Raw genomic sequence first — 15,221 nt, 5'->3', positions numbered from 1 at the left:
CGCCCTCTCGTTGGGATGGGTCCGGGCGGACCGGTCGGCGCCTCCCCATGGAGGGCCGAACCACCGATTCTGCCTGAAAAAGCCCCGAAAACAAAGGGGATATTCTCCGCGGCCCGGCACACGGCCGTCACAGGCCGGGATTATCCTGCTTCCATGTTCCACCCCATTCCCCGCCCCGAGGAGCTGCTCAACCGCGAGCTGAGCTGGCTGGACTTCAACGCCCGAGTCATGGAGGAGGCGGAGGACCCCTCGGTGCCGCTGCTGGAGCGGGTGAAGTTCCTCGGCATCGTATCGAACAACTGGGACGAGTTCTTCATGGTGCGGGTGGCGGGCATCTGGCGGCAGATCGACGCGGGGATCACCCAGCCCGGTCCGGATGGTCTCACGCCCCGCCAGCTGCTGGAGCGGGTGGCGGGGCGGATCCACGCCTACTCCGCCCGGCAGCACGAGCTCTTCCACGCCATCCTCGAGCCCCAGCTGGAGGCCGCGGGCATCCGCATCCTCGACCCGAAGGACCTGGATGGGGTGCAGGAGGCCTTTGTCCTCGACTACTTCGAGCGCAGCATCCTGCCGCTCATCACGCCTCTGGCCGTGGACACGGGCCACCCCTTCCCCCGCCTGGGCAACCGGGCCCTGGTGCTGGTGGTGGAGCTGGTGCCGGACGAGGATCTGCTGGATGGGGATCTGCCGGCCTCGGAGCTGTCCTTCATCCACGTGCCCACGGGCCTCGCCTCCCGCTTCCTCCGTGTGCCCTCGGCGGCGGACACCCACGCCTTCGTCATGCTCGAGGACGTGGTCCGCCATCACCTGGCCCGCCTCTTCCTGGGCTATGCGGTGAAGTGCTGCCACGCCATCCGCGTCACCCGCGACTCGGACCAGCCGGTGGAGGAGGATCCCTCCGAGGATCTGCTCAAGACCGTGGAGGAGAGCCTGCGGGACCGCCGCCGCGGCGCCGTCGTGCGCCTCCAGTACGAGCATGGCCTGTCCTCCAAGGTGCTCGACCTCCTCATCGAGGAGATGGAGCTGAGCCCCGAGGACCTCTATCCCAGCTCGGGCCTCACGGCCTTCTCGGACCTCATGCAGCTCTACATCCAGCTCGACCTGCCCCACCTCAAGGACTCGCCCCTGCCGCCCCTGCCGGTGCCCCAGCTGGATCAGGCGGGCAGCGTCTTCGACGCCATCGCCAAGAACGACATCCTCCTCCACCACCCCTACCAGAGCTTCGACGACAGCGTGGTGCGCTTCGTGCGCGAGGCCGCCGAGGATCCCAAGGTCCTCGCCATCAAGATGACCCTCTACCGGGTGACGGCCAACAGCCCCGTGGCCGCGGCCCTGGAGCGCGCCGCGGAGCGGGGCAAGCAGGTGGCCGCCATCGTGGAGCTTCGGGCCCGCTTCGACGAGGCGGCCAACATCGCCTGGGCCCGGCGCCTGGAGAAGACCGGCGTCCACGTGGTCTACGGCCTGCCCAACCACAAGATCCACTGCAAGGCCTGTCTCGTGGTGCGCCAGGAAGCCGCCGGGATCCAGCGCTACTGCCACCTGGGCACGGGCAACTACAACGAGCGGACCAGCCGCCTCTACTCGGACCTGGGCCTCTTCACCGCCCGGCCGGAGTTCGGCGAGGATCTCTCCAACCTCTTCAACATGCTCACGGGCTACACCCGCCCTCCGAAGTTCAACCAGATCCTCCTGGCGCCCCAGCACCTGAAGAAGGCCCTCAAGGAGCGCATCCAGCGGGAGATCGGCCATGCGCGGAAGGGGCGCCTGGCACGGATGGTGCTCAAGATGAACGCCCTCGTGGACCCGCAGCTCATCCAGCTGCTCTACGAGGCCAGCCGCGAAGGTGTGAAGGTCGACCTTATCGTCCGGGGCACCTGCTGCCTGCGGCCCGGCGTGCCGGGCCTGTCGGAGAACATCCGCGCCCTGTCCATCCTCGACCGCTTCCTGGAGCACGCCCGGGTCTACCACTTCGCCAACGACGGACAGCCCGAGACCCTCCTCGCCAGCGCCGACCTCATGCCCCGCAACCTGGATCGCCGCGTGGAGCTGGCCTTCCCCCTGGTGGACCCCCAGCTGGCCGCCCAGGTGGTGGAGATGCTGGACCTGCAGCTCCATGACACGCTCAAGGGGCGGGTACTGGGCCCCGACGGCGACGTGCTCCGCAGGGGCCTCGACGAGCAGGATCCTCCGCTGCGAAGCCAATTGCGGATCTACGAGCACTCCCTCCTGGCCAGCGGCGTGGGGGCCGTGACTCGGAAGCTGCCGCCCGAGGCCTGATGCCGATTTCCATTCGATGGTTAGGAGTACCTACTTCCCAAGGCCCTGGAGGCTGACGGTGGGAGGGGGCTGAAGTGGAGCCAGCGGGGTTCCGACCTGTTCGTCATACAGGACATTCAGAGAAACCACCTGCATTCCGATTGCGGCCTGGCTGACCTGGCAGAGCAGATGGAAGTGGCCGTAGGGATCAAAGGCCGGAAAGGCGTTGGAACCAGGGTTGGCATCCAGGAGGTGCGCCGTCCAATTCCCCTTGGTTCCGAGCACGACCCTGGTGCCTTCATTGCTGCCATTGAAAAAGGCCAGGCGATCCCCCGCCGGGCTCTTCGCCCAAGTGAAGGAAAGCGAGTCGTAGGCTGGGTGGAATACCGGATCCACGTTCTGCCATGTCCCGGAGATTCTGCTCAGGAGGACGAGTTCGTCGTCAAAGGTTCCCGCGGCGACCCTCAGCAGGAAGAGGGTGAAATCACCCGGACCGTCCCCAAAACCTGCATCATTGGGCAGCTTGAAAAACCGACCCTGCCCAAGGTCTCCGAGGTTGTCCCAGGCCCAGGTCCCCGCTCCTGTTCGGACCCCGTGATAGACGGTGAAGATGTCATCGACCAGGAGGTGGGGCGTGTCGGTCGCATCGAGGAAGAGCTGAAAGGATCTTCCACTGAAGCTCTGTGCAGTCTGGGGCAGGTTCACGGGCTCGATGGACCAGGTGCCGTCAGTCCCCCGGAAAGCAAACTCCAGGGCCTGTGGTTGGGTGTAGTCACCCACGGCCCAGATGAGGCGTGGAATTCCGGCGCTGTCCAGCCTCCAGGTTACGCCCGGGGTGAAAGAAGCATTGATGTCCCGCTGGGCGATGGCTTCTGTCTGCCAGGCGTTGCCGTCATGCCACCCGCGGAGGAGGCTCTGTGGATTGGTTCCTGGTGCGCCTGTGCGGAAGATTGTGTGGGGATGCTCCTTGGCATCGAGCGCCAGATAGGGGGCGATCAGCTGGTCAGCGCCGCTGGGCGTGGCGGTGTTCCAGGCGTTGGTCACGGGCAGGTAGATCGAGGGGTGTCCGTCATACATCTCCTGGGCGAAATACCATGCCCCCGAGTCTCCCCTCAGGGCTTGGCGGGCCACGGGCATTTGCTGGATGCTCGAGATCAGGGACAATCCGTTGGGGGGAGGCAGCGTGCCAGCCATGACCGGGATGGCCATGGCGCTTGCCCACAGGCTCGTCCGGGCCTCCAGGGAATAGGTGTAATAGCCCGGTGCGGGTACGGTGTCAGTCCAGGCCTGGGTCGATGGGGAGAGGGTCGCCACTTCGAGGCCGGCACCTGATGCATTCAGACCGGCACTGCGCAGGACCACGATCTTCGTGGCGGCGGCGCTATGGTTGGTCCAGGAAAGAGAGATGGACTGGTCCGCCACGGACGCCGCTAAGCCACTGGGCGGACGGTAGGCGGCGGAGCACTTGTTCGAGGCGTTGTTGGCACTCGCACTGCCCTTGCTGTAGGTGGCGGTGTAATACACGACCGATCCCTCTGGAGGTGCGTCATCTACGATGGATGTCGTTCCGACAGGAAAATCGCCCATCGACGTGGTATTCCAGATCAGCAGGTTGAGGTCGAACGAGTGCAGGCGTTCCACGTGGAGATGATCGGCGACCTTGCTGTGGTTGGTCAGCGTGAGCCGTTCCACCCCATCCTCGGAGGTCGCCAGGACCAGCTCGGGCCGGAGCAGGGGCGCACTGGTCGAGGCGACTGTGCTGATGCCTGGAGGCAGGGTGCCTTTATAGCCCAGGACTCGGAACTCGATCGTTGAAAGCTCCGGGACGTTCAGGGCATCGAGGGTCGCCGGGAAAGACAGGAATTTGCCGGTGGCGGCAATGGTGGTCGGATTCACCGTGCGGAAGTCAGCGGGAGCCACCCGTGCCTGAACGTCATACCCATCGGCTCCGCTGACGGGGGCTTCCCAGGTGACGAGGACCGATCCGGCGGGGTCCGCCGAGGCGCGCACATTCACTGGTGGTCCAGAGGTGGTGGAAGGCGCTGGAGAGGCCGTCCCGCCTCCTCCCCCGCCACCACAGGCCGCAGACAGCCCAAGGATCAGGAAGAGAAAAATGGCCTTGTGGTTGTCGAGCGAAAACATCATCTGCCTCGCGAATGGAAGGATGCTTGCACGTGTGACTGGGGTGAGGGATGTAGAAGGTCCCAAAGGAATGCCGGCGACAATTCTGACCCTGGGCTATTTTTTGATCCGAGAATAGCAGGGCCTTTAGAGGGGGGCTTCCGGATTTCGGTCAGGGGCTTTTCGGGGGTGGGACCCGATGCCGGGCCCCTCGAAGTCGATACGTGGCCTTCTTCCGAGTCCCCTTGGATCCCACCTGCTGCGGCACAATTCTCTCGTGGCACACTGTCGGGCTGGAGACACGCATGACGAAGATCAGCCGCGCCGCCCTGTTCGAAGCCCTGAATGCCTATGTGGTTCCCGGGACCACCGCCACGCTCACGAACCTCAAGGCCGTGAAGGGTATCGATGTCACCGAGGGCAAGGTGACGGTGCTGCTCCAGCTCATGGAGGCCTACCAGGACCGCGTGGCGGTCATCAAGCAGGCGCTGGAGGAGATCATCCTCAACCAGCCGGGCGTCGCGGCGGCGGACATCGAGATCGGCTGGGAGAAGACGGCCCAGGTGGAGTTCAAGAACCTCATCCCCGGCATCAAGCGCTGCGTGGTGGTGGGCTCCGGCAAGGGCGGCGTGGGCAAGAGCACGGTGACGGCCAACCTCGCCATCGCCCTGGCCCAGGAAGGCCTCAAGGTGGGCCTTCTGGATTCCGACATCTACGGCCCCTCCATCCCCATGATGCTGGGCCTGAAGGACTCGCCCCTGGGCACGCCGGACGGCCAGATCCTGCCCCTCGAGAAGTTCGGCATCAAGGTCATGTCCATGGGCCTGCTCATCGAGGAGGACCGGCCTGTCATCTGGCGCGGCGCCATGCTCAACAAGGCCCTCCAGCAGTTCCTGAAGGACGTGGCCTGGGGCGACCTGGACGTGCTGCTCATCGACCTGCCGCCCGGCACCGGCGACGTGCAGCTCACCCTCATCCAGAACGCCCAGGTGGACGGTGCCATCATCGTCAGCACGCCCCAGGACGTGGCTTTCCTTGACGCCAAGAAGGCCATCGGCATGTTCGGCACGGTGAAGGTGCCCGTGCTAGGCATCATCGAGAACATGAGCAGCTTCATCTGCCCCGGCTGCGGGAAGGAGACCCAGATCTTCGGCCACGGCGGCGTGAAGGCGGCGGCCATCCGCATGGAGCTGCCCTTCCTGGGCGAAGTGCCCATCGACCTGGCCATCCGCGAGGGCGGCGACAGCGGCAAACCCTTCGTGGCGGAGCATCCTCACAGTGTCCAGACGAAGGTCTTCCAGGACATGGCCGAGACCCTCAAGGGCGTGCTGAAGCTCTAGGCTCTCAAGGCTCTATGGTTTCCCGAAGGCCTCGACGCGGAGGGGCCGGGCCACGGTGAGCGTGGCCCGGCCGCCGTCATGGATGTCGAGCTGGGTTCCGGGGCCCAGGCGGAACCCTTCCTCCGGAGCCCCCAGGCTGCGGCCATCCGGGAGGGTCAGGGACTGGAAGGCCATGAACCGGTACTCGCCGCGCAGCAGGTGGACCAGGCCCACCAGTCGGGTGCCGGCCGGCAGCAGCAGGGCGCGGCGTCGCGCATCATAGACCGGCGCCTCCAGGCTGAAGTGGATCAGGGTGCGGCCGGGATCGGTCGGAGGCGCCGCGAGGTCCCCTTCGATCCGCAGGGGCACTTCGAGCCCCGCGGGCACCGGGTACGTCGAGCCGTTCTCCTGGAGGCGCAGGTCGGCGGTTCCCCGCGCCGCGGGCATGGCCGGCAGCTGCAGAACGGTGCGGTGGGGAGGCGGCGCGGAAAGGGGCTCCGGCCCGGCCTCGAGCAGGGCGCCGAGCATCACCGGCATCAGCAGGGGCATCATCAGTGGCCTCAGGAGTGGCATGGCTGCCTCAGTTGAGCTTGCCCACGCCCATGCCCGCCAGGTCCCCGGGGATGGACACGGCCCCGAAGCTGGCCACCGCCGCCTGGCCCTCCCGGGACAGGACGAAGTGGAGGAACTCCTTCACCGTGGGATCGAGCGCCCGGCCCGGGGCCTTGTTCACGTAGATGTAGAGGAAGCGGGTCAGGGGGTAGGTGGCCTTCTGGATGGTCTCCAGGGTGGGTTCCACGAAGGTGTCGCTGCCGAAGGAGGCCACAGGCACGCCCTTCACCATGCGGTTGGCGTACTGGAGGGGGCCGTAGCTGATGCCGCCGCCGTCCACCGCCGGCGCCTCCACCACGGCGAACTGGTCCATGAAGGCCTTCACGCCGGGCTTGAAGTCGCCCTTCTTCATCACGTGCTCGCGGAAGAAGGCCCGGGTGCCGGAGTTCTCGTCCCGGCCGTAGGCCTGGATGTCCCGCTGCTTCCAGTCGCCGCCGAGGCCCAGGTCGCCCCAGCGCAGGATGTCGCGCCGGGCGCCGCCCCTGCGGGTGGTGGAGAAGATGGCGTCGATCTCCTCCATGCGGAGCTGCTTGATGGGATTGTTGGCATTGACGTAGACCACCAGGGCGTCCACCGCCACGGGGATGCGCGTGGGCGCGTAGCCGTACTTGGCCTGGAAGGCTGCCAGTTCCGCGTCGGTCATCTCGCGGCTCATCTGGCCCATGATGGCGCTGCCATCCAGGAGCGCCTTGGGGGCCGTGGCGGAGCCCTTGCAGATGAACTGCGTGGCGACCCGGGGGTGGACCTTCTTGAAATCCTCGCCCCAGAGCACCATCAACGGTTCCATGGAATCCGAGCCCACGCTCTTCAGCTCGCCCGATACGGGCCGCTCCGCGGCGTAGGCGGGCAAGGCCACTTCCCGGGCCGGGGGGGCCGGGGCAGGCGCGGGCGCGGGGACCGTTCCGGGCGGTTGGCACGCCAGGCCGAAGGCGAGAAGGACGATGGGTGCGATCGCGCGAAAGGTCATGGGGATTCCTCCAAAACCATTGCCCCATGGCGCCGTGACGCGGCCGTGAAGCCCCGGCTCCATTGCCGTGACCTCGGCGAATGGAGCTATCCTGGACCATGGTCAAGCCGCACATACCCGAGACCCTCGCGCCGGATCTCCTGGAGCGATTGCGCGACCGCTTCCACCCCTGGCCGCTCATCAGCGGATGGGGGCTCACCATCGAGTCCGTCACGCCCGGTCAGGCGGTCATGGTGCTGGCGCCCACCAAGGCCGTCATCAACGGCACTCGCGGCACGGTGAACGGCGGGGTGCTGGCGACCATCGCCGACATGGTGAGCGCCCTCGCCCTCAGCACGGCCTTCGACGGCGCCATGCCCTTCGCTACCTCTGATCTGCACATCCGCTACCTGGAGCCCGCCCGGGGCGAGGTTCGTGCGGAAGCCCAGGTGGTGCGGATCTCCGGCCGCAGCGGCATTCTCGCCTGCCGCCTCACCTGCGGCCCGGACCTGGTGGCGCACAGCACCGCCAACTTCGCCATCAAGGCCGGTCTCGGAGGGTGATGTGAGGGCCGGGACGCCATTCCCCGAGAAGCGGAACGGGCGCCAGGCCGTTCCCCTGAGGCGCCTGCAGTACACCCTGGCCCTGCTGGTGGCGGTCATCGTGTGCGGGGGGCTCGGCTACCACCAGCTGGCGCACATCAACGCCCTCGACAGCCTCTACATGGCCGTCACCACCCTGTTCACCGTGGGCTTCCGGGAGCTGGGCGACGTGAACGCCCAGACCAAGCTCTTCACGATCTTCTACCTCATCATCGGCCTGGGCACGGCTTCCTACGCCGTATCGAACCTGACCGCCCTGCTCCTGGAGGGGGACCTCAAGGGCTACATCATGGAGCGCCGCATGCAGAAGCGCCTGGACGACCTCAAGGACCACATCATCGTCTGCGGCTTCGGGAAGATGGGATTCCAGGCCGCCTGGGAGCTGAAGAAGGCCGGCATCCCCTTCGTCATCATCGAGCAGGACGAGACCAAGGGCCGCAGCCCGCGTTTCGCCGGCGAGATGATCCTCTACGGCAACGCCATGGAGGAGATGGTGCTGGAGCGCGCGGGCGTCCGCCGGGCCCGTGGTCTCATCACGGCGCTTACCACGGACGCCGACAACGTGCTGGTCACCCTCACCGTCAAGCAGATGCGCCCGGACCTCCCCGTCGTGGCCCGCAGCGCCAAGCTGGGCACCGAGCGCCAGCTGAAGGCCGCCGGGGCGGACCACATCGTGAGCCCCTACGAGATCGGGGGCCGCCGCATGGCCGGCCTGCTGCTCAAGCCCGAGATGATGAGCTTCTTCGACATCGTGCTGCAGCAGGAGCAGCTGGAGCTTGGGCTGGAGCGCATCGCCATCGCCACCGGTTCGCCCCTGGTGGGCCAGACCCTGCGGGAGGCCCGGCTGCGCCACGCCACAGGCTCGCTCCTGGTGGGTCTCGTGCATCCCGGCTCCGGCTTGCGGTTCAATCCCTCCGGCGAAGAGCGGTTCCAGTCCGGAGACGAGCTGCTGGTGATGGGCCCGGCGGACGCCCTGGAGACGCTCACGCGGCTGGCCAAGGGCTGAGGCCATGGAGGGGCACGCGCGCCTCCTGCTGGACCTGGCCATGGTGCTGGGCGTCGCCGCCCTGACGTCGGTGCTCTTCCAGAAGCTGAAGCAGCCGGCGGTCCTGGGCTACCTCCTGGCGGGCATGATCGTCGGTCCCCACGTGCCCGTGCCGCTGGTCGCGGACCTGGGCAACGTGCGCCTCATGGGCGAGCTGGGCGTCATCCTGCTGATGTTCACCATCGGCCTGGAGTTCAGCCTGTCGAAGCTGCTCCAGGCCGGGCCCCAGGCCCTGCTCACGGGCACGCTGCAGGTGGGGACCCAGCTGGTGGTGGGCTTCCTCGCGGCGCGGCTGCTGGGATGGCCGCCCCTGGAGAGCGCCTTCTTCGGCGCCAGCCTCGCCATCGCCTCCACCATGATCCTGGCCAAGCTCTTCGACGAGCGGGGCATCCGGGGCCCGCTGAAGGAGACGATCCTGGGCGTCCTGCTGGTGGAGGACCTCCACGCCGTGCTCCTCCTGGCGGCGCTCACGGCGGCGGCCTCCCTGGGCGGGCCCAGCGCCAGGGCCATCGCGGGCACGCTGCTCAAGCTGGCCGCCTTCCTGGCCGTGCTCATCGGCCTGGGCCGCCTGGTGGTGCCCCGCGCCGTGCGCTGGGTAGCGGACCATGCGCGGGACGAGGTCCTGCTGGTGGCGGCCGCGGCCCTCTGCTTCGGCCTGGCCCAGCTAGCGGCCTGGGCGGGTTTCTCCGTGGCCATGGGCGCCTTCGTGGCGGGCATGCTGGTCTGCGAGTCGGGCCGGGGCCGCAAGGTGGAGCACCTGGTCCACCCCCTGCGGGACCTCTTCGCCGCCATGTTCTTCGTGGCCGTGGGCATGTTGATGGAACCGGCCATGGTGGCGCGCGACTGGCCGCTGGTGCTGCTCTTCACCGCCCTGGTCATCGTCGTGAACGCGCTGTCCGTCACGGTCGGGGCCACACTGGCAGGCCTGCCCCTGGCCCTGGGCGTGCGCGCGGGCCTCGCCCTGGGGCAGGTGGGGGAGTTCGGCTTCATCCTCCTCAGCGCGGGCATCGGCCTGGGCGTGGTGGACCCTTCCCGCTACGCCCTGCTGGCGGCCATCGGCGTGGCCACGGCCCTGGCCACGCCGGCGCTTCTCAGCGGGGGGGAACCCGCGGCCCGGTTCGTGGAGCGGCACCTGCCCGCGGCCCTGAAGACCTACCTGGGCCTCTACCAGTCCTGGGCCGCCGCCCTGCGGGCCCCGGCCCTCCGCAAGGCCCCGGGGGCCGCGGCGCGGCGGACCTTCCTGCGCCTGTTGCTGGATGCCGTGCTCATCGGCCTGGTGGGCGTCCTCGCCCCGCGGGTGATGCGGCTGGGGGCCACCTGGCTCGAGGGGCGGGGGGCGCTGGGCCACACCCTGGCCCAGGGCGCGGTCCTGCTGGCGGCGGTGGTCGTGGTGGGGTTCCTGGTGAGCCGCATGGTGCGCCGCACCCGGATCCTGGCCGAGCGCTTGCTGGACCTGCCGGGTCCCGGCGGCCTGGGCAGCCGCCCCGACATGCGCCGCGCCTTCCGCACGGGCCTGCGCCTCGGCGTGCTGCTGCTCACGGGCCTGCCCGTGCTGGCGGCGGTCTCGGCCCTCATCCCCCTGGCCTCTCTGGGGGCACTGGCCGCGGCCGCGGCCCTGGCGATTCCGCTGCTGCTCTGGCGGCGGGCCCGGGGCCTCCAGAGGGACCTGGATGCCGGCGCCGACTGGATGGGCGCGGAGGCCCGGGATCCCTGGGGCGATCCAGATGCGGCCTCCGCGGCTCCGGCCGGGGGCTGGCGCACGCTCCGCATCGGGCCCCGGTGCCCCTCGCTGGGCCGCAGCCTCGGGGACCTGGATCTGCCGGGCGGTTCGGGCGCGGCCCTTGTGGCCCTGCTGCGGGAGGGTCACCTGCTGGAGCCGCGGCCCGACGCGCGCCTCCAGGCCGGCGACCTGCTGGCTCTCAGCGGTCCGGCTCCGGCCCTGGATCGGGCCGAGGCCCTGCTGGGGCGGGAACCTGGTCGGGGCTAGTCAGCGCGCCGCGGACGGGTTCACCGCCCCCACGGGCGGCCGGAGGTTCACGCCGTGGGGCAGGCGGCCGGGCAGCTCCGCCAGCTCCCAGGCGGTGACGGCCATGGCCTGGGTGCCCTGGACGAGCTGGTCCGGGATCAGGTGGTCCGGGAAGTCCATCTGGCTGTGGTGGGTACCCAGGAAGTAGTCCGCCGGATCCTGGGTGGCGGGGAAGGCGGGGACGCCGGCCCGATCGAAGGGCGCGTGGTCCGTGCTGCCCATGACGCGTAGCGAAAGGTCCTTCACGCCCAGGTCGTTGAGCGGCGCGATGGCCTGGGCCATGGGGCCGCGGCAGTCCTCCCGGCCCTGCAGGGTGAAGCCCTTCACCATGCCCGTGCCCATGTCGTGGACCAGCACCGCCTGGATGGCGTCCAGCTCGGCCCGGTGGGCCTCCACGTAGGCGCGGGAGCCCAGCAGCCCCTGCTCCTCCCCGCTGAAGAGCACGAAGCGGATCGTGCGCTTCGGCCTCAGGCCCGTGGCCTGGAAGGCGCGCAGGGCCTCCAGGACGATGGCGCTGCCCGTGGCGTTGTCGGTCGCGCCGGTGCCCAGGTCCCAGCTGTCCAGGTGGGCGCCGAGGATCACCACCTCGTCGGGCTTCTCGGTGCCCTTGAGCTCGCCCACCACGTTGAAGGCCTGCACGGGGGCCTTGGAGAAGGCGCCGCCGAGGTTCAGCTCCAGCTTCACCGGCTCCTTCCGGGTCAGGAGGCGCAGCAGCATCTTGTAGGGCTCCTGGGGAACATAGGCCGCGGGAAGCCCGGCCTTCTGGGGGTCCCGGCCCGCGCCGCCGGAAGCGAAGCCCAGGCCGTTCTTCCGGGCGGACATGACCAGGGCGGCCAGGGCGCCCTCGTCCTGGAGGAACTGGGTCATGGCCGCCTGCTCGGCCTGGAAGGCCGCGAAGTCCACCCCTCGGCGTGCCAGCGGAGGCCGCTTGTCGTTGGGGTTGGTGCGCAGGAGGATCTTCCCCTTGAGCTGCCCCTTGAAGGCCTGCAGCTCCGCCAGGTTCCGAGCGTCCACCAGGATCAGCTCGCCCCGCACCGGGCCGCCGGTGGCCGGCGTCCAGGCCTGCTGGTCCACCCGGAAGCGCAGGCCGCTGTGGGTGAGCAGGCGGGCGGAGTCGGCGCCGCGGGTCCAGGCCAGGCCGAAGTCGTAGGCCTCCTCGTGGACGTTCGTGGCACCCAGCTTCTTCATGTCGGCCATGGCCCAGGCCTGGGCCTGGCGCAGCTTCTCGGAACCCGTGAGGCGGGGGCCGATGGTGTCGCAGAGCTGCTCCACCCGGGCCACCACCTCCGCGTGGTCGTGGATCTCCCGGAGCAGGCGGCCGGCCGGGGTGGCGGGGTATTCCTTCAGGACGGGCACCGGCGAAGGGGCGGGCGCCGGCGCGAAGGGGGCCTGGGCCTGGAGAGCGACGGCCAGGGCCAGCCAGGGCAGGGCGGAGGGACGCCGCATCATGGGAACTCCTGCAGGGGATCTCGGGATTCATCAAACATCAAAAAACGAGGCATTTCAAGACGCGCCCCGGGGGCTATCATGGGGATGTTTCGGGAAATAGCGAAATGACCTCCGACCCCCTCCGTCCCCTCGTGGACACCCTCAAAGTCCTGGCCCACCCCGTGCGCCTGCGCATCCTCGCGCTCCTTCACGGGGGCGAGCTGTGCGTCTGCGAGGTGGCCGAGGTGCTGGGCTTGGCGCCCTCCACCGTCTCCGAGCACCTCACGGGCCTGCGCCGCACGGGTCTGGTGCGGGAGCGGAAAGTGGGCCGATGGGTCCACGTGGCCCTCTCTGACGAGGCTGCCGCCCGCCCCCTGCTGGAGGCCCTCTGGCCTCTCATGGCCGGCGCCGAGGCCGAGCTCTCCCACGACCGGGCCCAGGCCCAGGCTCTCCGGTGCGATCCCTGCGATCCCGCCGACTGTCCCCCTTCACGCACCCTCCAGGAGCACGCATGACCTCCCAGCCTCAGACCGAGACCGAAACCACCGGCCTCAGCGAGACCACCCTCAACCTCATCGCCCTGGGCGCCGCCATCGGATCCAACGCCGAGCGCGCCTTCCGCGCCCACCATTCCCGCCTGGAAGAGCTGGGCGTCTCCAAGGACGACATGATCGAGGCCGTGAACATGGCCCTGCGGGTGAAGGGCGATCCCCACTCCCAGATCATGGCCCTGGCCCAGACCACCCTGGTGGGCGAGAGCGCCGGCGGCTGCTGCGGCGGCGCCTGCGCCTGCGAGGAGGCCGGCGGCCAGAAGGGCGACTGCGGCGACGACTGCGACTGCCACTAGGAGTTGACGATGTCCACGGGCCGGCTGTCCTTCTTCGATCGCTTCCTCACCCTGTGGATCTTCCTGGCCATGGGGCTCGGCGTGGCCCTGGGCTACGCCGTCCCCGGCTTCAACCACGCCATCAACGCCTGGAACGTGGGCACCACCAGCGTGCCCCTGGCCGCGGGCCTGATCCTGATGATGTATCCGCCCCTGGCCAAGGTGAAGTACGAGGAGCTGCACCTGGTCTTCCGGAACAAGAAGGTGCTGGGCCTGTCGCTCCTCCAGAACTGGATCATCGGGCCCCTGCTCATGTTCGGCCTGGCCATCCTGTTCCTGAGGGATCGGCCTGAGTACATGCTGGGCCTCATCCTCATCGGCCTGGCCCGCTGCATCGCCATGGTCATCGTGTGGAACGACCTGGCCAAGGGCGACACCGAATACTGCGCGGGCCTGGTGGCCTTCAACTCCATCTTCCAGGTGCTCTTCTTCAGCGTGTACGCCTGGTTCTTCGCCACGGTGCTGCCCGCGAAGCTGGGCCTCCAGGGCGCGGTCGTGGCCATCACCATCGGGCAGATCGCCGAGAGCGTCTTCATCTACCTGGGCATTCCCTTCATCGCCGGCTTCCTCACGCGGTTCGTCCTCGGGAAGCTCAAGGGCCTGGACTGGTACCACCGGGTCTTCGTGCCGAAGATCAGCCCGCTGACGCTCGTGGCGCTGCTCTTTACCATCGTGGTGATGTTCAGCCTCAAGGGCGACACCATCGTGAAGCTCCCCCTCGATGTCATCCGCATCGCCATCCCGCTGCTCATCTACTTCGTGGTGATGTTCCTGGTGAGCTTCTGGCTGTCGAAGAAGGCCGGCGCCACCTATCCCCAGAGCGCCACGCTGAGCTTCACGGCCGCGAGCAACAACTTCGAGCTCGCCATTGCCGTGGCCGTGGCCACCTTCGGCATCGCCCACGGCGCGGCCTTCGCCGCGGTCATCGGCCCCCTGGTGGAGGTGCCCGCCCTCATCGGCCTGGTGAACGTGGCCCTCTGGCTGAAGCGGAAGTGGTATCCAGAGGCCGCGGAGGACGTCGCCAGCGCCGGCTGCTGTCCCGCCGTGGACCCCGCCAAGAGGTAGGCCATGGGCATCTTCGAGGACAGGGGCATGGTCATCGCGGGGCTGCGGTTCCTGGCGCCGAAGGACGCGCTGGCCGCGCTGAACGAGGGCGCGGTCCTGGTGGACCTCCGCCTCGATGAGCTGGCGGAGATGAAGGCCTTCCAGGTGCCCGAGACCATCCGCATCCCTCATGAGGAACTGGCCAGCCTGCTGTCCGAGCTGCCCGCGGACCGTCCCCTGCTCCTGGCCGACAGCGCCGGTGTCTACACCAAGGAGGCCGCCCACCTGCTGCTCGACCACGGCTTCGCGAACGTGGCCTGCCTCAACGGCGGCATGCTCCTCTGGGACCAGGAGGGTTGGCCCGTGACGACCGACGCCGCCGCGCTCCTGCACGGCCAGTGCCCCTGCGTGCTGCGCCCCCGGAAGGGCCGCCGATGATCCGCCCCGTCCTGCCCACCGACGCCCCGGTCCTGGTCGAGATCTACAACCCCTACATCCGGGACACCCTCATCACCTTCGAGGAGCAGCCTGTGACCGTCGAGGAGATGGGCGCACGCATCGCCAAGGTGACGGCCGCCTACCCCTGGCTCGTGTGGGAGGAGGACGGCCGCGTGCTCGGCTACGCCTACGGCTCCACCTGGCGGACGCGGCACGCCTACCGCTTTGCCGTGGAGACCACCGTCTACCTGGACCGGGGGCACCAGGGGAAGGGCCGCGGCGCGGCGCTCTACCAGGCGCTGCTGGACGAGCTCAAGCAGCGGGGCTTCCACTCGGCCCTAGGCTGCCTAAGCCTGCCCAACGCGCCCAGCGTGCGATTGCACGAGAAGCTCGGCTTCAGGAAGGTGGGCCACATGACCGAGGCGGGCTGGAAGTTCGGCGCCTGGGTGGATGTGGGCTTTTGGGAGTTGCTTCTGTGAATGACATTCAGGCTGGAAA

At 68.6% G+C, this 15,221-nt stretch carries 14 protein-coding genes; 10 read left to right on the top strand and 4 right to left on the bottom strand.

The genetic code is table 11. The annotated features are described in order from the left end of the window. Positions 1 to 153 precede the first annotated feature (153 nt). Positions 154 to 2,277, top strand: coding sequence for a polyphosphate kinase 1 (ppk1, locus tag MLJ35_RS13600; protein ID WP_243384793.1), 2,124 nt, complete (start codon positions 154 to 156; stop codon positions 2,275 to 2,277). Between the two features lie 30 nt (positions 2,278 to 2,307). On the opposite strand, the gene MLJ35_RS13595 is transcribed toward ppk1, so the two are convergent. After that, positions 2,308 to 4,398, bottom strand: coding sequence for a hypothetical protein (locus MLJ35_RS13595; protein ID WP_243384792.1), 2,091 nt, complete (start codon positions 4,396 to 4,398; stop codon positions 2,308 to 2,310). A 284-nt stretch (positions 4,399 to 4,682) separates the two neighbouring features. Between MLJ35_RS13595 and MLJ35_RS13590 the strand changes: the two genes are divergently transcribed. Beyond that, positions 4,683 to 5,717, top strand: coding sequence for an Mrp/NBP35 family ATP-binding protein (locus MLJ35_RS13590; RefSeq protein ID WP_243384791.1), 1,035 nt, complete (start codon positions 4,683 to 4,685; stop codon positions 5,715 to 5,717). Between the two features lie 12 nt (positions 5,718 to 5,729). Here the strand turns inward: MLJ35_RS13590 and MLJ35_RS13585 are convergent, their stop codons facing one another. Both MLJ35_RS13585 and MLJ35_RS13580 read right to left on the bottom strand, forming a co-directional pair. Next, positions 5,730 to 6,248: a TraB/TrbI/VirB10 family type IV secretion system protein gene (locus tag MLJ35_RS13585; RefSeq protein WP_243384790.1), complete on the bottom strand. Its 519-nt coding sequence runs from the start codon at positions 6,246 to 6,248 to the stop codon at positions 5,730 to 5,732. A 28-nt stretch (positions 6,249 to 6,276) separates the two neighbouring features. Next, a complete protein-coding gene (locus MLJ35_RS13580; RefSeq protein WP_243384789.1) occupies positions 6,277 to 7,275 on the bottom strand; it encodes a PstS family phosphate ABC transporter substrate-binding protein in 999 nt (332 codons plus the stop codon). Positions 7,276 to 7,373: 98 nt separating this feature from the next. Here MLJ35_RS13580 and MLJ35_RS13575 point away from each other — a divergent pair, with 98 nt between their 5' ends. From MLJ35_RS13575 to MLJ35_RS13565, 3 genes are read left to right on the top strand one after another with little or no spacing between them, the layout of a single operon-like run. Next, positions 7,374 to 7,817: a PaaI family thioesterase gene (locus tag MLJ35_RS13575; protein WP_243323982.1), complete on the top strand. Its 444-nt coding sequence runs from the start codon at positions 7,374 to 7,376 to the stop codon at positions 7,815 to 7,817. 1 nt (position 7,818) lies between these two features. Next, a complete protein-coding gene (locus MLJ35_RS13570; RefSeq protein WP_243384788.1) occupies positions 7,819 to 8,862 on the top strand; it encodes a potassium channel family protein in 1,044 nt (347 codons plus the stop codon). A gap of 4 nt (positions 8,863 to 8,866) precedes the next feature. Beyond that, complete coding sequence (locus MLJ35_RS13565; RefSeq protein ID WP_243384787.1) at positions 8,867 to 10,888, top strand: cation:proton antiporter; 2,022 nt, start codon at positions 8,867 to 8,869, stop codon at positions 10,886 to 10,888. Here MLJ35_RS13565 and MLJ35_RS13560 read toward each other — a convergent pair whose 3' ends face one another. After that, positions 10,889 to 12,376 carry a M20/M25/M40 family metallo-hydrolase gene (locus MLJ35_RS13560; RefSeq protein ID WP_243384786.1) on the bottom strand — a complete coding sequence of 496 codons (1,488 nt, stop codon included), beginning with the start codon at positions 12,374 to 12,376 and terminating at the stop codon, positions 10,889 to 10,891. A 104-nt stretch (positions 12,377 to 12,480) separates the two neighbouring features. Between MLJ35_RS13560 and MLJ35_RS13555 the strand changes: the two genes are divergently transcribed. The 5 genes from MLJ35_RS13555 to MLJ35_RS13535 are packed head-to-tail and all read left to right on the top strand — an operon-like array spanning position 12,481 to position 15,202. Continuing rightward, positions 12,481 to 12,870: an ArsR/SmtB family transcription factor gene (locus MLJ35_RS13555; protein WP_243384785.1), complete on the top strand. Its 390-nt coding sequence runs from the start codon at positions 12,481 to 12,483 to the stop codon at positions 12,868 to 12,870. Continuing rightward, the gene (locus MLJ35_RS13550) at positions 12,867 to 13,202 is read left to right on the top strand and encodes a carboxymuconolactone decarboxylase family protein (RefSeq protein ID WP_243323991.1); all 336 of its coding nucleotides are present in this window, start codon (positions 12,867 to 12,869) and stop codon (positions 13,200 to 13,202) included. The genes MLJ35_RS13555 and MLJ35_RS13550 overlap by 4 nt, the downstream gene beginning before the upstream one ends. 9 nt (positions 13,203 to 13,211) lie before the next feature. After that, the gene (gene arsB / locus MLJ35_RS13545) at positions 13,212 to 14,306 is read left to right on the top strand and encodes an ACR3 family arsenite efflux transporter (RefSeq protein WP_243384784.1); all 1,095 of its coding nucleotides are present in this window, start codon (positions 13,212 to 13,214) and stop codon (positions 14,304 to 14,306) included. A 3-nt stretch (positions 14,307 to 14,309) separates the two neighbouring features. After that, positions 14,310 to 14,723 carry a rhodanese-like domain-containing protein gene (locus MLJ35_RS13540; protein WP_243384783.1) on the top strand — a complete coding sequence of 138 codons (414 nt, stop codon included), beginning with the start codon at positions 14,310 to 14,312 and terminating at the stop codon, positions 14,721 to 14,723. Beyond that, on the top strand, positions 14,720 to 15,202 hold the full coding sequence (locus MLJ35_RS13535; protein ID WP_243384782.1) for an arsinothricin resistance N-acetyltransferase ArsN1 family B: 483 nt from the start codon (positions 14,720 to 14,722) through the stop codon (positions 15,200 to 15,202). The genes MLJ35_RS13540 and MLJ35_RS13535 overlap by 4 nt, the downstream gene beginning before the upstream one ends. Positions 15,203 to 15,221: the final 19 nt, after the last annotated feature.

It is taken from the genome of Geothrix alkalitolerans (genome assembly GCF_022808885.1).
In the GTDB taxonomy this organism is placed as follows: domain Bacteria; phylum Acidobacteriota; class Holophagae; order Holophagales; family Holophagaceae; genus Geothrix; species Geothrix alkalitolerans.
This window is presented reverse-complemented; position numbering and strand designations above follow the sequence as displayed.